The sequence below is a fragment of the Paenibacillus tritici genome, from assembly GCF_013204885.1.
GTDB lineage: Bacteria > Bacillota > Bacilli > Paenibacillales > Paenibacillaceae > Paenibacillus_AQ > Paenibacillus_AQ tritici.
On the sequence record NZ_JABMKX010000007.1, the window covers coordinates 291907 to 313666 of the forward strand.

20 protein-coding genes are annotated in these 21760 nt (G+C 43.8%); 7 read left to right on the top strand and 13 right to left on the bottom strand.

The window, feature by feature from the left end; translation table 11 throughout:
• Positions 1-17: 17 nt before the first annotated feature.
• Positions 18-734: a hypothetical protein gene (locus HQN87_RS14815; RefSeq protein WP_173133736.1), complete on the top strand. Its 717-nt coding sequence runs from the start codon at positions 18-20 to the stop codon at positions 732-734.
• Between the two features lie 736 nt (positions 735-1470).
• Positions 1471-2313 (top strand): sialate O-acetylesterase, encoded by an 843-nt coding sequence (locus HQN87_RS14820; RefSeq protein ID WP_173134534.1) that lies wholly within the window; start codon positions 1471-1473, stop codon positions 2311-2313.
• A 70-nt stretch (positions 2314-2383) separates the two neighbouring features.
• Here HQN87_RS14820 and HQN87_RS14825 read toward each other — a convergent pair whose 3' ends face one another.
• Positions 2384-2554: a hypothetical protein gene (locus HQN87_RS14825; protein WP_367272729.1), complete on the bottom strand. Its 171-nt coding sequence runs from the start codon at positions 2552-2554 to the stop codon at positions 2384-2386.
• 301 nt (positions 2555-2855) lie between these two features.
• On the opposite strand from HQN87_RS14825, the gene HQN87_RS14830 reads away from it, so the two are divergent.
• Positions 2856-3758, top strand: a complete 903-nt coding sequence (locus tag HQN87_RS14830; protein WP_173134537.1) for a helix-turn-helix domain-containing protein — start codon at positions 2856-2858, stop codon at positions 3756-3758.
• A gap of 145 nt (positions 3759-3903) precedes the next feature.
• Positions 3904-4632, top strand: a complete 729-nt coding sequence (locus HQN87_RS14835) for an SDR family oxidoreductase (protein WP_173134540.1) — start codon at positions 3904-3906, stop codon at positions 4630-4632.
• A 103-nt stretch (positions 4633-4735) separates the two neighbouring features.
• On the opposite strand, the gene HQN87_RS14840 is transcribed toward HQN87_RS14835, so the two are convergent.
• The 4 genes from HQN87_RS14840 to HQN87_RS14855 all read right to left on the bottom strand — a co-directional run bounded on the left by HQN87_RS14840 (position 4736) and on the right by HQN87_RS14855 (position 8672).
• Positions 4736-4996 carry a hypothetical protein gene (locus tag HQN87_RS14840; RefSeq protein ID WP_173134543.1) on the bottom strand — a complete coding sequence of 87 codons (261 nt, stop codon included), beginning with the start codon at positions 4994-4996 and terminating at the stop codon, positions 4736-4738.
• A 237-nt stretch (positions 4997-5233) separates the two neighbouring features.
• Entirely contained in the window at positions 5234-6472 is a 1239-nt protein-coding gene (locus HQN87_RS14845; RefSeq protein WP_173134545.1) for a Shedu anti-phage system protein SduA domain-containing protein, read from the bottom strand.
• A 257-nt stretch (positions 6473-6729) separates the two neighbouring features.
• Positions 6730-7044: a hypothetical protein gene (locus HQN87_RS14850; RefSeq protein WP_173134548.1), complete on the bottom strand. Its 315-nt coding sequence runs from the start codon at positions 7042-7044 to the stop codon at positions 6730-6732.
• Positions 7045-7106: 62 nt separating this feature from the next.
• A complete protein-coding gene (locus HQN87_RS14855; RefSeq protein ID WP_173134551.1) occupies positions 7107-8672 on the bottom strand; it encodes a DUF6119 family protein in 1566 nt (521 codons plus the stop codon).
• Between the two features lie 395 nt (positions 8673-9067).
• On the opposite strand from HQN87_RS14855, the gene HQN87_RS14860 reads away from it, so the two are divergent.
• Positions 9068-9688 carry a recombinase zinc ribbon domain-containing protein gene (locus tag HQN87_RS14860; protein ID WP_173134554.1) on the top strand — a complete coding sequence of 207 codons (621 nt, stop codon included), beginning with the start codon at positions 9068-9070 and terminating at the stop codon, positions 9686-9688.
• Positions 9689-9753: 65 nt separating this feature from the next.
• Complete coding sequence (locus HQN87_RS14865) at positions 9754-9909, top strand: hypothetical protein (protein ID WP_216857304.1); 156 nt, start codon at positions 9754-9756, stop codon at positions 9907-9909.
• 317 nt (positions 9910-10226) lie between these two features.
• Here HQN87_RS14865 and HQN87_RS14870 read toward each other — a convergent pair whose 3' ends face one another.
• The 3 genes from HQN87_RS14870 to HQN87_RS14880 form a co-directional block, all read right to left on the bottom strand.
• On the bottom strand, positions 10227-11051 hold the full coding sequence (locus tag HQN87_RS14870) for a hypothetical protein (RefSeq protein ID WP_173134562.1): 825 nt from the start codon (positions 11049-11051) through the stop codon (positions 10227-10229).
• 102 nt (positions 11052-11153) lie between these two features.
• Positions 11154-12302: a helix-turn-helix domain-containing protein gene (locus HQN87_RS14875; protein ID WP_173134565.1), complete on the bottom strand. Its 1149-nt coding sequence runs from the start codon at positions 12300-12302 to the stop codon at positions 11154-11156.
• Positions 12280-13062, bottom strand: a complete 783-nt coding sequence (locus tag HQN87_RS14880) for a hypothetical protein (RefSeq protein WP_173134568.1) — start codon at positions 13060-13062, stop codon at positions 12280-12282. Before HQN87_RS14880 ends, HQN87_RS14875 begins: the two co-directional genes overlap by 23 nt.
• Positions 13063-13237: 175 nt before the next feature.
• Here HQN87_RS14880 and HQN87_RS14885 point away from each other — a divergent pair, with 175 nt between their 5' ends.
• The gene (locus HQN87_RS14885; RefSeq protein ID WP_173134572.1) at positions 13238-14227 is read left to right on the top strand and encodes a PD-(D/E)XK nuclease family protein; all 990 of its coding nucleotides are present in this window, start codon (positions 13238-13240) and stop codon (positions 14225-14227) included.
• 137 nt (positions 14228-14364) lie between these two features.
• On the opposite strand, the gene rlmH is transcribed toward HQN87_RS14885, so the two are convergent.
• The 5 genes from rlmH to HQN87_RS32740 form a co-directional block, all read right to left on the bottom strand.
• Positions 14365-14844 (bottom strand): 23S rRNA (pseudouridine(1915)-N(3))-methyltransferase RlmH, encoded by a 480-nt coding sequence (rlmH, locus tag HQN87_RS14890; RefSeq protein WP_173134575.1) that lies wholly within the window; start codon positions 14842-14844, stop codon positions 14365-14367.
• Between the two features lie 168 nt (positions 14845-15012).
• Positions 15013-16170, bottom strand: coding sequence for a DUF4179 domain-containing protein (locus HQN87_RS14895; RefSeq protein ID WP_173134578.1), 1158 nt, complete (start codon positions 16168-16170; stop codon positions 15013-15015).
• Positions 16171-16260: 90 nt separating this feature from the next.
• Complete coding sequence (locus tag HQN87_RS14900) at positions 16261-18348, bottom strand: M56 family metallopeptidase (protein WP_173134581.1); 2088 nt, start codon at positions 18346-18348, stop codon at positions 16261-16263.
• A gap of 2 nt (positions 18349-18350) precedes the next feature.
• Positions 18351-18758: a BlaI/MecI/CopY family transcriptional regulator gene (locus HQN87_RS14905; protein ID WP_173134802.1), complete on the bottom strand. Its 408-nt coding sequence runs from the start codon at positions 18756-18758 to the stop codon at positions 18351-18353.
• Positions 18759-18996: 238 nt separating this feature from the next.
• Entirely contained in the window at positions 18997-21573 is a 2577-nt protein-coding gene (locus HQN87_RS32740; RefSeq protein ID WP_436836470.1) for an S-layer homology domain-containing protein, read from the bottom strand.
• Positions 21574-21760 lie beyond the last annotated feature (187 nt).

Sequence of the window (21760 nt, forward strand, 5' to 3'; positions counted from 1 at the left end):
TTAGGAGGAATAGAAGGATGTTCAAGAAAATTGGTTCCATATTAATTTCGGGCGTATTGATGCTATCCTTATCATCTAGTGTTTTTGCAGAACAGGGAGATCCTTCAAACCCCGATTCTACGGTAATTTCGGTTAATCCAACAGTGATTAATGATCAAGAATCTATTAGGGATAATTTTAATGAGTTAGGAATTAATGTGGATACACAAAAAAAACTTTTGGGGAAAATGGAAAGAGGAGAATTATTAGATTCACAAAATCCAGCAAAAATAAATGAAGGTATTACAACTAAATCTTCCAATCCTAAAAATAATGTATTAGGCAAATCAACAAATTCTGCTGGTTATACTACTCGGACCGTCTTTCCAGATGGATCTATTTCAATTCTATCAGTTACGCCTGGGGCAGGAACTGTTTGTGGCTCAGGGTACTGCAATTATCAAAGCACAAAAATTTATAGCAGCAATACAGTCGTTACTGCATCATTTTTAGCCAACTTCACTATTGTAAATGGCGGATATAGTTATATTTCGAATGTCTGGGAGCCAAGTGTCAGAACCTTTATTAGCACTTCATTTTCAAATTTAAGTTTAAATATTACAAGACCATCTGAATCTTTACAATTTAGTGCTCAAGCTTCAATGACTTGGATCTTCTCCTCAATAGCAGGCTCACAGAATCAGTATCTAAATTTAGATGTGAAAAACGGAGTTGCCACATCCACTCCAAATTAACTTCGCTTTTACTCTATCTGATATTGGCGGTGAAATTTTGAAATTCACTAAAAAAATCGGTCTATTAACTATTGTTATTATTGTTATTGTTATTGGTGCCTATTTGGTTGGTAGAATCGGGATGGATTTTAATTACTGAAAAACCCATCTTAGTGTAAGGATACTCTTCAAAATTCTGTTGCAGCTCAATTGAGCATTCCCCATCATGAAACGATTCTTGGGGTAAAGCCTGCCTTTCGAACTGGAATTCCACCCGTAGGTGCAACAGCTTTTTTTGGAACTGGCCCCTTCTACCGAAACGGCGGAAGGGGCTTTTGCTGTTGATTCGGTAAAGTCTCCTGCCAGGTATACCATCAATTCTTTAAACAAATAGACTCGCAGGAGCCCGTTTACGCACCATTCCAACCGGAGTCTGGCTTACCCTGCTCCGATGGCCGTCATGCTGAAATACAGGCTCCTGCGAGTTTTTTTCAAATAACTTGCCCCTACTTATGATACGGTTCCCCGTCTCCTATCTCTGTTCGAGGAGAATAGTACACAAGCCAATCCCATGTTGCATGCTGACCGTTTCCTCAAAAGTACACAACGTTTCTTTCGTATTCATTGCTGAACCCAGCTCCTTTTTCTTACGCTGAATCCAACACCAGGCATAGTGATCATTAATTGATTTTAGTCTAATCAGACTATATAATGATTCAATTAGTTTATATTAGGTATGTAAAGGAATGAAGATTAAATGATAAAATCATTTTTAATGTTGGGTCAATCTAATATGGCAGGCCGTGGATTCTTGCATGAAGTCGACCCTATATATAATGAAAAAATAAAAATGCTGCGTAATGGACAGTGGCAGATGATGTCAGAGCCGATTAATTATGACCGTCCGGTTTCCGGTGTAAGCCTGGCGGCGTCTTTCGCCGATGCCTGGTCGAAAGCCAATTCTGATGAAGAAATTGGTTTGATTCCTTGTGCAGAAGGTGGCAGTTCTTTGAATGATTGGCATCCGGAGGGCATCCTTTTTCAGCATGCTCTGTCCGAAGCTCGCTTCGCCTTGCGGTCCAGTCAAATCTGCGGAATTCTTTGGCACCAGGGTGAGAGCGACAGTTATCATTCGCTGCATGAAACTTATTACGAGAAATTAACCCTTATCATCGAGACCCTAAGAAACGAATTGAATCTTGATGAGGTGCCGTTGATCATTGGCGGGCTTGGTGATTTCCTTGGTAAGACTGGTTTTGGGCAGCAAGCGACAGAGTATAGACAGGTCAATGAACAATTGCAGCGCTTCGCTAACGAACAGCAAAATTGTTATTTTGTAACGGCGGCAGAGTTGACCGCGAATCCTGATGGCATTCATATAAACGCGGTTTCGCAACGCAAATTCGGCTACCGCTATTTCGAAGCTTTTTCGAACAAGTGTCATGTATTGGAGCCCCTCCCGGGGGAGGAGCTATCGCTGAAAGTGGAGCGCGACTATTCAAAAACAGAACAGATCTACCTTCTTAGCATGGATTTGGCTTTGGGTAAAATCACTTACGCGGAATTCGAAGCGCAGATGGTGAAGGTTATGCAGCCTTGAGCCCTTTAGCGTAACGGGTTTATCGGCGAAAACAAAGGGGCGGCCTGGAAGGCCGCCACTGTTGTTTATACTATAAATAGTCACGCTCTGCTGCGGTAACCATGAACTCCTCACCCTGGTAGGTAAACAACTGAATGATATTCACCTTCTCCCCACGTTCAATCTGCCCTATGTATGAAAAATGAAACCCGCCTATCTCCCCAAGCGCCTCCTGCGACAGGCCTGTCCAAAGTGTGGACAAGTTACTTTATTATCACTTAACAGTCACGATTTAGTTTTTCGCAGTAAACCCCGGTCATCTTCATAGTCGAAAACAGTATCCAGGAAAACTTGCTCGTTTGGAGCTAAATGAACAAGTCGTTTGAGCTTTTCAGCAAAGTATTCTCGCCGGGTTCCAGTTATACTAAAAGGATAAGTGTTGAAACGTTAACGTCAAAACGGCTTCTAATTATTCTACAGGTAAGCGCAGACTGGCATAACCGAAAGGATGATTAAGAAATGGAAACTAGAGCAATCGCAGGTACAAGTAGGGCGGGACGTCCATGACTATGAGATCAAGCAAAATGGTCAAGGTGCCTAATGAACTGGTAAATTTTCCTAATAAAAAAGGGGGCTTGAAGCTGGGTGGGATGTCCGTTATCGAAATCTGCTTTTACACGCAAGGCATAAAAGGAACCTTTTTTTTGCAGGATCATCTTCTGCTAATCGTCAAGTCGGGTGTCTATACAGTTCGCTTCGGTGATCAAGAATATACGATGCGGAGCAACGAAATGATGTTTATTCATAAATCAATGGGAGTCGAGTACGAGAAAGCGGGTGAACCCGATTCCGAATACATCCTCGACTATATGATGTTTTTCCTGAACGAGAAGATAGTAGATGAATTCCTCAAATTCGCCGGTTTAAAACCGATTTGTCTCGTGAATGATGTTGTTCCGATAACAGTCTTTCCGATCAATGACCGCATTGGAAGCTATATCGAGTCGTTAAAACCCTATTTCGAGCACCCTGACGAAGTCAAAGAAGGACTGGTTCGTGTGAAACTGATGGAATTGCTGTTTCACATAGCAGATTCGAATGATCGTTTGTTGCATCAAATGATGCAACCCATAAGCAAGGACAGAGGCAGCATCACAAAGATCATGGAGGAGAACTTCATGAATCCTGTTTCCCTTAACGACCTGGCCTATTTGTCTGGCAGAAGCCTGGCGACGTTCAAAAGGGATTTTCAAGCAATATACAACACCTCACCGCTCAAATGGATTCGCAATCGAAGGCTGGATAAAGCCAAGGCGCTTCTAGCGGAAACAGCGTTATCTGTTACGGATATCTGTTTTTCGACCGGATTCGAAAATATCGCTCACTTTTCCAAAGTATTCAAGGAAAGATTCGGACTTCCACCGTCAGAGTTTAGACGGCAGCTGAGGTTGAAGAAGGATGCCTAAAGGGGCTAAAAAATGGGCTAAAAAATGAGCTAAATAAACAAATAGAATGAGCTTGTAGGCAAAGAAATTTATTCGTCTCCTTGATATTCTTATCTCATGCGGTAAACGCAGCCGTATTAAAACAAGAATGTAGGGAGGCACTTTTATGAATAAATCTAAGATCGTATTAATTACAGGTGGAAACAAAGGTATCGGTTTTGAGACAGCAAGACAATTGGGAAATATGGGGTATGAGATTTTAATAGGAGCAAGAAGCGAAAATAAAGGACATGAGGCCGTAACGTTATTGGAAAAGGAGAAAATTAAAGCTAAAACAGTGGTTCTTGATGTCACGAACCCCAGCTCCGTTCTCTCCGCAGTAGAATGGATTGAGCAAGAGTATGGATTGCTTGATATCTTGATTAATAATGCAGGTGTGTTTTTCGAAGGAAACACCTCTCCAAGTGAACTGGAATTGTCTGTTCTCAAGAGTACTTATGAGACAAACGTTTTCGGTGTATTTTCTGTCACTAAAGCAATGCTTCCATTGCTCAGAAATTCTTCTGCCGGAAGAATCGTTACTCTTTCCAGCGCATTAGGTTCCTTAACCTTGAATTCAGACTCAACGTCGGAATTTTATAATGCGAATTCGCTCGCCTACAATAGTTCTAAATCGGCTGTAAATGCTTTAACCGTTTCCTTTGCTAAAGAGTTAAGCGATTCTCCTATTAAAATCAACTCCGTTTGCCCTGGATTTACAGCTACCGATCTAAATGGTAATAGTGGCTATCGTACAGTCGAACAAGCAGCTTCCGTTGTAGTGGAGCTTGCCACAATAGCTAGTGATGGTCCAACTGGTGGCTTTTTTGATGAGCATGGAGTTGTGGCTTGGTAAACAGAAATTTTGTGTAAGTAGGAATTTCCATCGGGACAATGGAGAAAAGGGTCTGCTGTTGCCTTCGCTTGGGCTACGCCCTTCGCGAAGGCGCGGGAGGCTTTTAATTCTCTTCCCCTTTGCTAATTGGATAACGTTCCTCAAACAGCTCCGTTAGACTTTTTAGATACGTAAGTGATGCTTTAATTACACCAGGCTTCCTGTCCTCTTTCGCAACTTCTTCTTCCAGTTGGGAAATGACCTGACATTGAGACGCTCTCCAACGAGCCCCATATGTTAGCCATCCAGTCCCCATTTCTGAACGAACAGCCTCTTCAAAAGCGGACCAAAGCTTGTTAACACCAGCAATACCCGTGTTTAACATGTGCGGCTGCAGGCGACCCGGCCCCACCTCGGCCAATGCCCGCGAAATATCATAAGTGACTTCCGATTTCTATAAATTGATTTTCGCCGTCACTTATGATACGGTTCACCGTATCAGTTATAGGGCGAAATTTCTTAAACCTCTGCTCAGGAAATCTTGCAAGCTATAATATGCAGGGGAATTAAAAAGGCACCGCAATGGGCACCTTGAAATATTATTGACTCTAGAACAATCTAATCAGTTATATAACTGATAAATTACACCATCTATTAAATCATCATAAGTCCTAATTCCTAAACCTTTATATTCATTTTCAATTTCTTTCCACTCATCTGTGTCAAACATCCATCTTCTCCCAATAACTAACCATCTATTAGGATATAAAATCTTAAGTCCATGCTCTTCCAATACATGCTGCCTATTTCTTGGATCTTCAAAATACTTTGTATAAACTCTTGTTTGCGAAATATATGAGCTTAATTCTGCACTAAAAGTCTCTCTGTTTTCTCTTCCAACAACAGGCGCTCCCTTTAAGGTTGGGAGTTTAAACTCCACAATGTCAGAGAATCCATTTGGGGCAGTGATAAAAAAATCTGGCCTAATAGCTTTTTTACCTTCCTCCGCCCAGTCACATGTCTTTTCATTGTGAATGTCCTTTGCGAGAAAGGCCATTTTTAGAATGAATTGATTTTCAGGGAGATTCAAAAACTGAGTAATATCTGTCTCCCTAGTATTAATAGAACTAAGAATTTCAACAAAACGATTAAGCTGTACTAGCCTTTCAAATTGAAACCCCTCTGGGTTAGGATATTCGGAATGGGCATCTAATATTGCTTGCTTTTCAAGGCTTGGCCAGCAAGAAAATTTAAATTGATCAGTTTCTTCATCAAAATCAATTATCTCTAGAGGGAAAACATCGAGCCATTTAATATTTCTTACTAATAGTCCGTGAGAATCTGTACCATAAAAAAAGCAATTAACAAATCTGTAGTACTGTTCTTTCATTAAATCTATTCCAGAGACATTAAATCCCATCATCATGGACTGTTGAGCTGCAAAGTTCCATCCATTATTAAGTAAAATCTCATGTGCATCGTTCGATGGCAAGTAAAGATCTTGATAAACTTCCCCTACTAGAGGAAACCTAAAATCATTTTGTCCAATTTCAAAACCAATTATATCGTCCATAAAATTATCAGATGTTGTGTAATCTTTGATTTCTACTGGTAATTTAAAGCTCCCATCTAACTCCTCCTTAGTAGATGGACCAACATATTCAATGGCCCAATGATCCTTACCAAAATAAAAAATAAGTTTTTCAGGATTTAACAGGAACGCTGGAATGGTACTTTTTAGCTTGGGGTCTGATTCAACTATTTTCCACATTTCCCCCCAATAGTTCGTCATCAGTATTTGCCCATAATTAGTGACAAAGTCCTTTAAGGAGCCTTTATTATTTGACTTATCTTTACTCATACAACATCAACTCCTTTGACATTTCATCTACATAACCTATTTTGGCTTAGATGGAAAGAACATAATCATTGATCAGGTATACTATCATATTTTTATAACTCTAAAGCAGACACATTAATGAATCGTATATACATTTCCATGACATTGTATTGTATATAACCACAGCAGTTTGTCTCTTTATCTAGAAATGTCTCCTCGGCTAAACGCTCCTCAAAGATCTGAATAGGGAATTATGCATTTAAATTCGAATTCTTGCATCAATCATTAATAATTCCTCTTACCTTCTCAAGCTTTTGCTGACTAGCCCTGTATCTTGAGTATAAATGAACGACTAATTCATTGATTTCTTCTGTAAGCTCTTCACGAGTTTCCTTTGAATCAGTATCAGCCAGTTTGTTTAGTCTAGCCGTTATCATTCTCTTAACACCTACTGAGCTCCTTTCCCCAGCTCCGTATGCTTCCATGTAAACTTCCCAATAATCATATTCATGAAAATGTTCTGACCATATTTTTGAAATATGCTTTCCTTCTCTAGCCAGTCTTATAATTTCCTCTGATTCTTTCTTATTCATCGTTAACCTCCAGAGTTTAGTTGAATTCCACTGTTACTGTATTGATATATCTATAAGCTAAATCAATCTTCATATTCGACCTTACAAAGAGAAACCTTATAGCCCACTTCTTTAATAGAACGTATATGATCAACCAAATTTATAAGACTAAAAAAGAATAAACATTCGCTAAGAGCACCTTCTTTAGTTGTAGGTATCACATAAACAAATTCAGGAGCATTATGGGCTAAAAAATCCTGTTTAGACCACATTTTGCTGTATACTTTTTCCACTTTTTTTTCTACTCTCGGGTCTCCTCTTAAAAGCCTTGCAGAAACGCTTCCTTGTGCGAAAAGATGGCTGAGAGTTGCAGAGCTGTACATTTTCTTAACGCATAAGTACTGCATTTCCTTTGTTAAAAGATCACATATCTCATATTTCTCGGTTGAACTAAAGTAAAGGAGTTCCTTATCAAAAAGAAGCCAGTTTTTGATTTTACCAACCCTTTCGTTATATTCTCCCTCTTTTTCCCCCACCTTAATAGCAGGTAATTTTAGAGTGTCAGTTATATCAGGAATGCTTTTAACTGTTTCTTTAATTATTCTGACATACTCATTATCTACCTGAAACCAGTTACCCAGTGACAATACAAAAGTTTCTGAAGCGTTAGTGATTTCTGCCACAATAAATTCTCTCATTTTATACTTAGTGGCTACAGGCGTCCCCTCACTGTCTAAACCAATGATATGTACTTTATCAAGATAATCAGTAATATCAGGATTTTCATTCAAAAAATCATAAAAACTCTCCAATGTCACCTCTGTCAATTTGCTGTTACGAGTTCCTATAAAAATCTTATAATGATCTATATTGGATTCTGGAATTTCAGGTAAGGCAACTGTAACTTTTTGAGTCAACCTTTTATCTAAGTATCCTTCTAATTCCATATTTAGTTTTTGAACTTTCGAGTCGGTACGTTTTAATGGACGAAGATAATCTATAAACTCAAAATGCTTTTTGTATGTAGTTGCTTGGAATTTTTCTAAAAGTTCTTCACAAAGTTCACCAAGTTCATTAATGGTTGTGTCTGTAGTAATTGCTAAGGAGTCCGAACCCGAAAGTTTAGATGCAAATTCTTTTGTTGTTGGTTTACCGCTGACGTACCTAATCCAATCAATATTTTGATTCAAACCAAATTCAGAAACCTTACTTCCTACCGTTACATGTGTTCTTCTTTGCTTGGTGACCAAATCAATATTTCTTGTATCCAGCGTTTCAATACGTTCGGGATCTATCTCATTTAAAGTAACTCGCATACCGAAACCCTGTTCTATTCTTGACCTATCTAGAGCGCTGTACGCAAATCCAAAGGGGACAGCAAATATACGACTCCTTACTCTCAGAATAATCAAGAATGAGTTTGAGGCATTCAATAATGCAAGATTTGATAAGTCAAAGTTTTTTCCCACAAAATCTAGCCATTTAGGTGCCTTAACTTTGTTACTCTGTACAAAGGCAATACACTCATAGCTCAATTTCCTCATTTTAGGTAATTCAACAAATGGATTCTTTCCAGACAGATACTTTCGTTGTATTGCCTGTTTGAAATCCTTCACATCCTCATTGAGCAAGTAAACAGAGAGCTTCATTAAATCACCTCAGTCAAAATAGGATTATTTACCTATATCATACTTCTTTTTCGGCCTTCCTGTCTTTACAAAATTTGACGAAAAAGGGGAGGTGGTTTTTCTTACTATAAAATATAATCATTAAGACATCTATCGCACATATGTTCCCTTTGATATAATTGAACCTATCTTATGTCGGTCTGAATGGAGGCTTATCATGCTAACAATGGATAAAAAAATGAATTACTTTCAGAGCTTCTGTTGACTCTGGTCAACGTTACTCAACAGCAAATCGTATCTCGGCCAATTCTTTACCGAGCCACGCATAACCCTTTTTATAAGCAATATGTTTGACGTATATGAGCCTCACTTGCCGGTTTATTAATTGGAGTGAGCAGCGGCGAAACGATGACCCCGTGATTGCTGATGGTCTGCATCCGCCCATCATTGAGCAAACACTCTGGGACAAGGTCCAATTCCTCCGGCAGAAAAAATCGCACGTTTCGCTCAAAAAGTATCAGGGAGACTTCCTACTCACCGGGCTGCTTCGTTGCCCGCAATGCGGTTCGGCAATGACAGCCAGCCGCACCAACAATAAGGATAAGAACGGTAATCTGGTTATTCGTCGTTATAATTCCTGTTCAGCCATGAGAAGTAAGGGAAGCTCCGTATGCAGCGCCAGTGTCCGTAAAACAGAAGCAGAGCAATATGTCTTTGATCGTTTGAAGGAAGTCATCGACAAGCCCCACATCCTACGGGGAATCTTACAAAACGTCAATGCACGGAGAAAAGGGGCCTCCGGGCCTTTCCGGCAAGAGCTTATCACTCTGACCGCGAAACTGGAAGATAACTCGGTCAAGCGGCAAAGGTATGTAGAGCTGTTCGAGACTGAGGATTTAGACAAGGAGCTGTTCTCCCATCGCCTGACTGAACTGGAGAAAGAATTTACCGAGTTAGATTACCGCCGAGTCCAATTGGTAAGAGATCTGGGGGAAGGGGCAGCGAGCCCATCGATTACGACACGTTGCGAACTTTGATCAGCCATCTGGAGAGTCTGCTCCGCTTGTCTGACACTGAACAACGCAGTACGCTACTTCGGCTAATGGTAAAGAAAATAACAGTCGATCCTAACAAAAGAATTGACCGGAATGAATTGGCTTTTGATGAGGAGAGCCAAGAGCATTTTTTAAACGCAGCCCCTTCTGGCGTGAAAGCGCCGGAAGGGGCATTTTCTTTGAGGGGAGGTAAAACACTTTAGGAGAGATTTCGGTCATTATTTAACCCTATAAGTAGGATTTCCAAGCACTATTTCAAGTTATGAAAAACAGTAATATTGCGGATTAATATGCTCGCGATATTACTGTTTAATCTAAACTATGATTAACTACTCTCAAAGCTCATTAGCTCTTCTATTTCTTCTATCCTTTTATTTTTTCATTTCTCGCATCTAATTCATCAGTATCTCCTTCCAATAATCACTAAGAGTCCTTAGTATCTTTCCGAATATCATTTGTTTGTCTTTGCGTGAAACTCATAACTTTGGAATGTATGCCGAAGCAGCTCTTGGCTTGAACCTTATAGTGTAGGTTCTCTCATGCACTTTTTCCCTGCAAAAATTCCATAAGCAAATATCAATACAAAAATTACAATACCTCTAAACCATGCCTCTATAAAAATCATGGATGAAGGCAAACCGACTGCAAATATTAAAAAAAGAATCCAGTTTGTAAAGGAATGTTTAAATCGTTTTTTGATAAAGCCTTCTGTGATAATGAGGTATAAGAACACAAGATAAAATAATGCGGAAAATACAAGAGTTAATATCAAAATTTGTTTTTTTGGTGATGTTGCACTTAGTATAGATATTGAAAACAATACTAGTAACATAAGAAAAGATATATTGACATAGGTGTGTATAAAAGGAACTCCAAATGGAGCAATCTTTGTTTTTATGTAACGATCAACGATCGTAAATATGTCCTTATCATTCCTTAATGTGATTGAATCAAGTTGTCTTAACTTGAGGCTCACTATTTCTTCCTCAATCTCTTTATGAAACTCACGTAATAAATCTTTTTTCAAGCTTTCATCAGTTGTTTCCTTAATTTTAACGTACTTTTTTATAAATTCATAAGGTAGGATTGAAATCGCTTTTGATATTTTTTCGGTAACTGTAAATAGATCGGATCTTTCGTTAAAGAACTTATAAATTTCAAATTCTAAATCTGAGTAGGTATCAATTGCTTTATCTATACGCTGCTGGTTTGACTTGTTATTTTCAAGATAGGTGTTTCTAAGCTCCTTGTACATCCAGAAAACCAATACTATTAGAATAATAGTGATAGCGGCTGTGAATGAATTTGGAAACAATGATTTAATAAACTCAATGGTATAACTCATTATCTCACTCCTTTTATTTACAATTACGTTTTACCAGTTATTTTGTTCCATTAAAAAAGAGAAGCAACATGCTTCTCTTTTCTATATCTTTGAACTTCTGATTTAGTTTTGAAGATTTCCTAAATATCTCAGCTTGATAATGGAATCTTCTCTCCTAAGGGATAATGTCCCTGGATTCAATTCACAAAGAGCTTCTACGTCCTTAGGATTCAAGCGAACGTGTTTTTGAACCAATTCAAATCCATCGATACCCGATTGTAATATAGCCTCAAATGCCTTTTTAAACAACGTTGGGTATGGAACAGGTAGTACATCGTCAAGCGGTTCTTTATGTCTCATTTTGCGCATAGAGATTTGCTTTTGCAATGATGTATACCGACTAGCCGATAATATCCCTAAGTCCTTGGCACGGTGTATCATTGCACCAATGGAAACGCGCCAATACTTCTTTAGTTCAGTATAACCATCAAGCGTTGTTTCACTTGTAACCATGGAGGAGAATGCATCCTCTGGTAAAAGAAAAGCCGAGGCGAACTGATGGGCCTGATTCTCCATTATCTTGAACTCTTCTTTAGTCAAACTATCCTGATTATGAATATCTAAATGCATCAGCAAATGTCCTAATTCATGAGCAGCATCAAAATGCCGTCTAGCAGCAGATTTCTTGTCTTCTCCAAGTATTACAAATGATCTACCTGATCTGGGCTGGCAAAACGCATCTACCTTCACATCTCCCAGTTCAACTGAAGCTACAATGATGCCATTGCTTTCTAAAACGTTGACTAAGTTATTAATCGGCTTGTCGCCGAGTTCCCAATGATTTCTCATTGTGATTGCCAGTTCCTCTACCCTGTCTGAATCCCATTCTCCTTCCGGAAAATCCGAAAGATCAGGCAGATTTAGTGAAGGAAACTCAACATATTGATTGAGAACAGAATAAACTTTCGAAACCCACTCAGCACGTTCCTTTTGCATTTCTCTGACTCGTTTCGGAATCGAAGTTGAAGCCCGAAAAAAGGTGTTTCCAACGTATTGCTCCTCTTCTGCTTCAGAGAAATAACCTTTTGGAAAATCCAGTGTGTTTATAATGAGCATCATCGTTTCAGCTTTAGGGATGGCCTGCCCTAATTCAAACTGTGATATAGCTTGTTTACTGACTCCAATTCGCTCAGATAATTCTTTGATGGTGTATCCCCGAGCAATTCTTGCCGAGGATAACCGCTTAGGATTAAATTGTGTTTGCATCGTCATCACTCATTTTATTCGCTCTATCCTTATCCTTTTTGATGGTCACGTTTGGAGTATCTTGATATTCCTTCACTTGAGAAGTATCTATTCTCAGCTTACGCCGCTTCTTCAATTCAATAGGTGCCTTAATCTCAAGTTCAGTGTCCCTGGATGGACTATACTCCTTCAGTAAGTCTATGTTGTCACAAAAAATATAACGTTCCTGATCAGGAGTTAAGGCAGCAAGTCGAATCGGTGCTTTAGGATCAGTGCCGTCGTATATCAATAGCAAACCGAAAGGAATGTCTTTTATATTTGATGGAATCTCTGGCTCGGTTACTAACGAAATTTCATTTTCAAAATCAATGTAAGTTTGAAATTCCACTTCTGATACCATTCCGCGATCCTTCATTATTGCAAGATTGAACGCAGAAATATCACCACGATATCGGCTTGGTTTAGGAAGTTTTGCGTGAGAAAGAAGATGGATCGGTATGAGATTAAGGTTTAGATCTTCAAAGTGAACGACAACATAATTAAAATTGCCGCCAGCTCTTTTCTTGCTTGCGGACATTCTCCATTCCTTTGACAAACCATTCACTGCCTTAAGAATGGCATTCATTACATCCTGCCGACGAACAAACGGCTTAGCATCATCAACAAGCTCAGGATTGGGGGTATTCTCTTGTAAAATTTTGATGACCTCAACCGTTGCTTTACTTAATACATTAATCCGTTCATAGGTAGGAACCAAGCTGTTCTTGTAGAATGAAGCCAGTCTCATCTATACCGCCGCCCTTGTCACTGGTAATATATTCTCATTAAATATATTACTTTCATCATTAATTTGTCAAGTGAATAAGGTCTAAAGAATATTTCTCTTGATACTCAATTAATTAAAGGATTCATTACTCATTAATCGAATCTAATATAATAATGATTGTAAAGGAGCGGACAGAATGAATATTTTTAAGGCACTAAGTATGGGAAAAGGACGACTAAACGAAGAAAATATGAGTGCGATGCTCGGATACTTACTCTCACCTCGGCAGCCTCATGGATTAGGTGATTTGTTTCTCAAGAGATTTTTAAGTACGCTTAATAACTTTGGAGGATGTAACGGTAGATTTGATAATGTGTTAGATACGAAAAATCCGCTGGAAGCCGAGGTCTTACTTGAAGAACCTTATTCTCATCTAGGTAAGAAGTGGTTTGTAGATTTGGTGATCCAAATATATACCAAGGGAAGCCCCTTAAATGATAAAAATGAGGTTCACCGCATAATTATTGAAAACAAAATCCACCCCCAATCTTCTAATTCTATACAATTAAGGAGTGAATTTTTAGCAGTATTAGAGGACTTGAAGAGCCAACAAGCTCAGAACACCACCGATATTACTATGGTGTTCCTGACCCCTGATATTACAATTGGGCCACTACAATCCGAGTTCAGCGCTTTGCTGGATAGTGATTTAGAAAACCATCGGAAGGCTTGGTTAAAGTGGACTGGTGACTCCTCTATTATATCCATCCTCCGCTCGGTGCTTAAAGATGAGTCCATTGGGGATATTGATCCAATCTCTGACTACATGAGACATACTCTTAAAGCATTCATACGACATGTTCTTGATAGTCAGGAGGAACTTAGAAATCCCTCCACAATAAAATCGAATGATCCAGGAGAAATCAAAGAATTCGTTCTTGCACGTATGGATGATGTCCTCTACCGCATTGAACAGTACGACAGTTCAACAATCAGGGTATACAATCTAGAAACCCAGGAGAATGAGGTTGCTTTGCCGATGCTAAAAAGAATAAATACAGAATTATGGCTTGGTTTGGACACTCATTTCCCCAGTGGTCAAGCTAAAAATACTCGCCACTTTGGAAAAGAAATCATTCGTTCCTTAAAGGAGCAAGCAAAGGCTGCATCTGACCCTTCGACTTAACTTCAAAAATTATCAAAAGTGATAATTTGAACGTGCAGACAGGCGTTATTCAATTCAAGCAACCTTATTGGCCTTTCCCAAAGAGCCTGGAGGCCCTGTTCCGTGCGCCGTAAACGCCTAAGGCCGATTTTTTCGCCTCATTTGTGATACGGCTCCCCCCGATTGATCTTCACCGCCCGGTATACCTGCTCCACCAGCACCAGACGCATGAGCTGGTGGGGCAGCGTCATGCGGCCAAAGCTCATGCGCTGCTGAGCACGGCGCATGACGTCATCGGAGAGGCCATGGCTGCCTCCGATGACGAAGACGACATGGCTCGTCCCGTAGGTGCCGAGCCGGTCGATCTCGGCGGCAAGCTCCTCGGAGCTCCAGAGCTTGCCGTCGATCGCGAGCGCAATGACATGCGCCTCGCTCTTGATCTGCGCGAGGATGCGCTCGCCCTCGCGCACCTTCACCTGAATCACCTCTGCGTCGCTGAGGTTATCAGGGGCCTTCTCATCCGCCACCTCAATCATCTGGAACTTGAGGTAGGGCGTTAACCGCTTGGCATATTCCGCGATGCCGAGCGTCAGATACTTTTCCTTCAGTTTGCCTACGCATATCAGTTGAATTAACATAGTTCCTCCATCGGTCTGATCTTGTCATGTCCTTGTATTTTATCACATCCCTGTCCAGAACATGCCCTGCATTAGAAGACATTCCCCGCACACCCTGTACCGGACAAAAGAAGAGCCACCCTTCACGGGTGGCCCTAAGACACTACGAATAACCTACAATACCTGCAATTATTGGTTAGACAAGTCAACAATCAACTGCTGTTTAATCGTACGCCCTTTCATAGTGGTGAAATCCAGGCGAAGCGACTGCGGCTTATTCAAGAAGAAGTAGCTCTCTGAGACGATTTTCATCTCATGATCTGCATAGGTATAGATAGAAGTACCCTCTTCCGTTTTGTAATCACCGGTTCCGCTCTTGACCAAGAGTGAAGGAGAGTAGTCATTATTGAAAATCTCTAAAAATTCTTTATTTTTAAACAAAGCTTCATCGGAGGATAGCGTGGTTACAGTCGTGAACGGTGTCAATTCCAGCTTCACTTTGATCTTATGCCCTGCCACATCAATAGTTTCCTCCGGCGCCAGTGTCCGGGTCTCCTGCTTCCAGGCCTTGGGGTTAATATCAAAGGCCACCTTCAGCACAGGGCTATATTTCACGTTGGATTTGAGTGTATTATACTTCTTAAGCAGTTCAGGACTCCAACTGAACGGTGTGGTCTGGTCCGGGTCGTTCGCACGGGCTTTTTCGGCGACAGCGAGCATTTCAGCATCCAGTGCCTGTAACTGATTCAGCTCAATGGCGGTTAATGTGCCTAGCTGAAACTCAGCAGCTACTTTTTTAGGAGACGTGGTCAATGGACTGCTTAACGGAATTTTAGCAATGCCATACATAATATGATTTTTCTTTGCCGGACTTGCACTCTGAATGGTAGCCTCATTCATTTTCTTCCCGCTGATGACCTTGCCGGTAACGGCATCAGTCATTTGGAGACTATGACCTTTGGGCGGCATGAACACGAATGCTCTCTTGGTGTCAGCTTGGGCTGTAAAAAGAACGATCAGCTCATATTTGTCGGCGATAAAACCATTCACCGTCAACTGGTAACCGTCTTTTTTGACCACGGTGTTCAGAGGCTGTACCAGATTGTGTTTAATTGCATATTCAAGCTGCCGATAACCCTGAATCTCTGGATTCACAAAGGGTGCGAGCGCTGCTGACTTATTCGCCGCTGCAGCTGAGGCGGCAAACGCTTGACCTGTCATTGCAAAAGGGCTAAGCACCAGCGCTGCGGTTGTCATGACTGCGACGATGGCGGTAGATAGCCGGTTCCTGGAGGACCGCCGTTTATTTGGCGCTGACCATTGCTTTTGTTCCTGTTTAGGCTGCATCTGCACCGTATGTGAGATCTCCAGTTCATTCCGCTTCATTCTAATCATTACTACACTCTCCTTCAATACAAGTTGGTTGTTTCATCCGGATCAGCTCTGATCCTGTCCGGGGACATCAAAGGTCATCTGGTATGTATGCTCAAGATCCTTCATTCCAGTAGGTTTCGCCGGACTCTTCATGAAATCCAGCCGCAGAGATTGCAGCTCATCCAACAAATAATAGCTTTCTGTAACCATCTTCATTTCATAGTCTGTAAACGTAATTGATGAAGTGCCTGGCTGCTGCCTATAGTCTCCCGTTCCAGTCTTGCTCCACCACAGGAATGGAGAACCGTACTTCTCATGGAAAGATTTCATAAATTCCTTATTCTTAAACAAAGGTTCATCTGAATAAAAAGTGGCGATGGTTGTTAACGGTGTCAATTGTAATTTTACTTTGATCTTGTGTCCCGCTACGTTAAGCGTTTCTTGCGATGTGATGGTATGCGACTCCTGCTTCCAGTAATTTGCCCTCACATCGAAGGTGGTCTGAAGTGCCGGAGACTCCTGAATGTTGGAATCGTTGGCTCCCAGTGTGCGTAAATGGAACTCTACCTTAATCTTTGAAGGCGGGTCCGTCAAAGGAGTACTGAACGGAAGTCTGGCTATCGCATCTTTAATATGCTGCTCCGGGCTACTGCTGCTGACCAGCGCGTGGGTCCGGCCGTTAATCACCTTGCCGGTAATACCATCCGTAATGATGCATTCTACGAAATGAGGACCGTCAGAGAATAGTGACCTACCGCCGTCCACTCTCGCAGTATAGAAGAGAATCAATTGATTCTTGTCTGCCATGAAGCCTGTGATGTTGACCTGGTAACCGTCTTGTTCAATCTCCACATTCATCGGCACCAGAAGATTATGCCTGATGACATACTCCGTCTGTTGTGCATCTATGCTCGTTAACGGCATCAGTGTCTCTCCTTGCTCCGTTGCCGTCTCTACGCGTTCCCCCGCAGCAATGCTTTCTGCATGGGTGCCAGCGGAATTGGCCTCAGGTTCCGTGACAGCGGAGTCTGCCGCTTCTCCAGAGACACCTGTAAGCGTCACGATGCTGAGCAGAGCGACCAGAATTACAGCTGCTGCGGAGATGCGGTAGGAGCCTTTTTGAAAAGATTGAATCATACTGATTCTTCTTCTAATCTGTTGCCGCTGCTGCGGGTTAGAGAAATAGAGATGCCCCCTCCTCTCCCGGACTCGTGAGAAGCGCTTCAGGAACTCTACCAGAGTAAGCCCGTAATCAATTGCCTCCTCTTCTCCCAATACCTCCAGCACATAGGCGTCGCACGCAACCTCCCGATCAATCTTCATCCGCCGGATCGCCAGCCACATCAGGGGATTGAACCAATGTATCGTTGCGGCTAAGCTCCCTAGCAGGTTCCACAGCATATCTCTCCGCTTGTAGTGGGCAAGCTCATGCGCGAGGATGTGCCGCAGCCGGGAAGCATCCAGTTCCCGCAGAGCTTGCTCCGGGACAAAGATCCATGGACGCAGGAGTCCTGACAGATATGGGTTGTTAGCGGAACCTCCGGTATAGAGAGGTATCGCTCTCCTGATTCCAAACTGGCGTCTGGTGGCAAGAACCACCTTAAGAATCTCCGGGGCATTCACCCGTCTAAGCCGTCTGCGTTCGCGGTGCATCCGCCTTATGTACAGGAGTCCATTCAGCAGCATAAGCATGACGCCCAGCAGCCAGATCCCTGTGCCTATCTTCAACCAGAGCGGATAGTCTACGGCTTGCACAGAGCTGCGGTTAACAGCTGCCGCTCCATCCTTCTGCCGGGCTGTGTCTGTCTGCCCTTGTGCATCCCGAGCGGTGTTATTAGCCGGATATGTAACCTGATCTCCCTCTCCGGGCGCAAGCTCCTGATAATCACCCTTAGAAGCTCCGGTGTCCGGCCCCTTGTCCAGGATAGTTGTTAACAAATGCTTACTATTGCCGAGAATATGCAACATGCTGACAGGGCTGTCCGGTACAGCAGGCAATAACAGCCGGGCGATAACAAGCAGCCACAAGAGGTAACGCACCCGGGCGTTGATGAATCTCCGCAGAACATATTGAATGAACAACACAGCCAGAATCACCATGCTTGCCGCCAGTGTCTGTTCTGCGGTACCGGCAAACCATCCGTAGACCATATTCATTCCTGCTTACCTGAGTTGCCGCTGGTGCCCTGCGACTTCTTCTCCTTGAGCAGCTGTTCGAGCTGTTCAATCTCCTGCTTGGACAGCTCAACATCCTCCAGGAAGCTGGTCACCATTAACTGGGTAGCTCCGCCGAATACGCGCTTCAGGAAGGAGCGGCTCTCGGCCCGGACACACTCATTCTCTGACACCAGCGGATAATAGAGATAGCTCCGGCCGGATTTCTCATACGCTATCGCCTTCTTCTTAAGCAGCCGGGTAACGAAGGTGCGCACCGTCTGCTCGCTCCATTCCACAGGTGCAGGCAGGAGCCGGGTGATTTGTTCCGAGGTGAGCGGATGATGCTCCCAGATAATCTTCATAATTTCCCATTCAGCTTCTGAAATCTTCGGGGTTGTACTCATCATAACAGCTCCATTCCGTGGCGGCGGCATTCAATCTACAAGTGTAAATACAATCTCTGTTCTATACATTACACTTGTAGATTTAATTTGTCAAATATGCCCACATTGTGACGATTGAACGCGAAACGACACCCAAAGTGGCTAAGTGGCCGTAACCATAGCAAAAAGTACAAGCCAGCGGCTTGTACTTCCTGCATCCTATTCATAAGAACTTACTTACTCCTGTCTCACTTGCAGCTTACAAGCCCGCAATCAAAGCCTTAACCGAGCTGTCGCTCTCCAGCGCGCGGATAATCACGGCCACCGCTTCGGCGCGGGTAGCCTGACTTTTTGGAGCGAACGCTGAAGCAGAGATGCCCTTCACCAGATTAGCCGAAGTGGCCTGGCGGATGGCGCCGGCCGCCCAGTAGCTGCTGCTGACATCCTTGAAGCTCGCCGGAGTGCCAGTCTGGAGCACGCCGAGATCAAGCACACGGCCGATCATCGTGACCATCTCAGCGCGGGTAATGGTCGCTCCCGGCTTGAAGCTGCCGTCTGCGTAGCCGGTTACGATGCCTTTATCGGCCAAGGCACCGATATAACCCGCCGCCCAATTGGAGGCAGTATCCCCAAATTTAGAGGCCGCCGATGTAGTGCCTATCCCGAAGGAACGGGCGATCATCGCTGCGAATTCAGCTCTGGTCACCGGTGCATCCGGACGGAAGGAGCCGTCCGCATAGCCGCTGATGATCTGCAGCTTCACGGCTGTAGCGATGGTGCTGCTGCCCCAGTGCCCTGCGGTATCCTTGAAGCTGATGCTCTGATTCTTCGTGGCTGCAATGGCTTCAGTCACGGTCTTGTATACCGCTTCTCTGCTGACCACTCCGGATTGGAACGGATTAACGCCGCTCTGTGGCTGTTTTTCCGGTTCAGCAGGAGTAGTGCTGCCATTCCCTGGAGTGGTACCGGTAGTCCCTGGTACCGTGCCGGTATTACCAGCCGGAGTACCCGGCGTTCCGCCCGGATTACCGCCGCCAGTTCCTCCGCTTGTCGTATCTGTAATACTAAGCGCGATCTGATCGCTCAGGTACATGACCTGGGCGTTATATTTGCTTGGCAGTCCTTCAACCTGCACGGAAGCAAACTGCCCGCTGCGCTGGCTGACGCCATGCGTAATGAGCGGAATCAGGCTGCTGCCTGGAACGTAGCTGTTCGCGAAGTTTACCTTCAGCTTCCCGTCCGCCTTCACTGCGCCCTTAACGTTAAGCACATCGTCCGCACCGGCAAGATTCAGAACCAGTGAACCTGCGGAGGCCTGGGTGAAGCTGCCTTCGATTACTATTTTACCGTAGACGTTCTCAACTACAGAACCGCCGGTATTCGTCACATTCCCGCTGCCGAAGGCTGTTGCCGAGTCTCCTTCCAGGATACCTGCGTTCACCTCTGTACCACCGGAATACGTGTTGCTGCCCGCCAGCTTAAGCGTGCCTGTACCCTCCTTGGTCAGTCCGCCCGTCCCGGAGATATCATTGCGCCAGCGGTCTGCGGCGTGGAAGCCGCCCTTCGCAGCGTCCATGGCTACCGTTACATGCTCAGCGAATGCACCGTACCCGTCAGCAGCGGCGAACAGGTTCAATCGTCCCCAGCCTTCGGGATCATCCAGCAGCGGATAACCGGAAGGGAGTGCCGTTGTTACGAGAACTGCTCTACGCTGATCCGCACTCAGGTAAGGCAGGCGGGTCTCCAGCAAGACCTCTGCTCCCTTAGGAGCAACGGCAGGCTCAGCCGTGGATTGAATCTGCGGGAATCCGTAGGTCAGCCGCTGGGTGTACAGGGCCTTATTCTTCGCATAATCCGTGAACCGGTCTTCTGCGGTACCCGTCTGTGTAAGCAGCACTTCATGAGCCTGAGTATAGGCCGCCTGCTTCAATGCCGCATTATCCGGGTCTGTCAGCGCACCTGCTGCGAAGGCCATTGCCGTCACTCGTCCGCCCATAACATCCAGCGGTGAGTGCATCCCGGCGACGACACGGTTGTTGCCCATCTCCGAGGCCCGGGTCATCAGCTCCTGGAAGCGCTCAGGTACGGAATACGCCAGAGCCAGGGCTGCCAGATAGGAAGCGTTGGTATGTCCGCTCGGGAAGCCGCCGTCTGTGGCAGGCGTTGTGCTTCTGGCCGGCATCAGCGTCGGCACGATGACAGAGGTATCCTTCCAGCGGAACGGACGCATGTAGCTGTAGAATTTCTTGGCCTGACTCGTTGAAGCATAATTGCCGCGGACGATTCCGATCAGGTCAACCATTTTGCCCAATTGGGAATCAGAATCCCCGCCCTTATTGGAATCATTGCCGTCATTGTACTTCACTGTAGTTGCATCATCCGGGATGCTGTTAATGGTAGTGTAGGTTCCTGACATCGTACGGTAGACCTCAGACAACGGACCAAGACCGTCAACTGCACCATAGGTCTGATTCCGCCGGTCATCGTAATACGCGGCCTCCTCCTCTGCCGGAGTACGGGTCTTAGACAGATCCGCCACATATTGAATGTTGTAATCCAGCACATCCTTGTTCAGCTTCGTTCCGGTATCCCAGGTAGCGCCCGGTGTCCAAAGATCCAGGAAGCCGGAGAGAACACCGATCGAGGGGTTGGAATACACCGCCAGATTAACAGGTGTGTTATTCTTATAGGTATCTACGAAATGCCCCCATGCCGGAGCAGCCGGCAGCCCGGTTAATGAATTACCCGTGGCCGCCTCTGCAGGATGTACCGCGATCGAATTCGTGAGGAGTACCAGACCTGCCGTAACAGACAACAGCTTGCTTTTCGACTTCAAGTTCAATGTGTCAGCCCCTATCCCAGTAGTATTGGACGTTCCGAATCGGACTCAATATAGCACTAGCCTTCGCCGCCACTCAATAACACAATTTCGCAATTCTATGATTTTGGGAACAATTCAGCCATTTCCGGACATTTAACCTTCAATTAACACAAGCCACGAACATAACTGTTAGGGGTTAGTG